The following is a 672-nucleotide window of genomic DNA, read 5'->3' on the forward strand; positions in this document are numbered from 1 at the left end:
CGTTGAAATTGATGTCATTTGCGGTGCCGGAAATATTGCCTTTATTATGGATCAGTTTTCCTTGCTCATTAATGCCGGCGGCAACCCGACTTGCCTGAGTGCTGTCGATTTTTTGGGCATTTAAGGTAATATCATGTTGAGCGATGATTGCCCCTTCATTGGTGATCGCATTTTGACTATTTAATTTAATGTTTTGTTTACTGTAGATCTGACGGCGATTAGTGATATCTTGTTGACTGTTTAAGGTGATATCTTTCTGCGCTTGTAATGTACCGGTATTAATAATTTTTCCGTCTGCACGAATCACGATATTATCTGAGCTTGCGCCAAGTTCGCCGGCATTGTGTACCCCAACGCCTTTTTCGGTACCAATCATGTTGATTTGACCGGCATACATGCCGCCAAATTGTGAAACATCGATCGATACTTCGGGTTTATCTTCGGTATGAGTACCGTCTAACGCAGTAACGTTTTTGGTATCACGGCTGACTTGATTTTTACCGGTGATAACATTGGCTTCATTTGCCCATACCGCAGCATTAATCGATACTGAGCGGGCAATTAAATCGGTATAGCTTTGCGTTGAACCATCGAGCCCTTTACCGGTGACATTAATATGTCCTTGTTCAACCCGGTAACCGGTTAATTCACCATTATCGATAGTCGGGGTAC

1 pseudogene is annotated in these 672 nt (G+C 42.9%); it reads right to left on the reverse strand.

Annotation, left to right across the window (positions count from 1 at the left end):
- Positions 1-672: pseudogene (locus J3U74_RS12430) on the reverse strand (adhesin); the annotation flags it as partial.

This window comes from Gilliamella sp. B3892 (assembly GCF_026536305.1).
In the GTDB taxonomy this organism is placed as follows: Bacteria; Pseudomonadota; Gammaproteobacteria; order Enterobacterales; family Orbaceae; genus Gilliamella.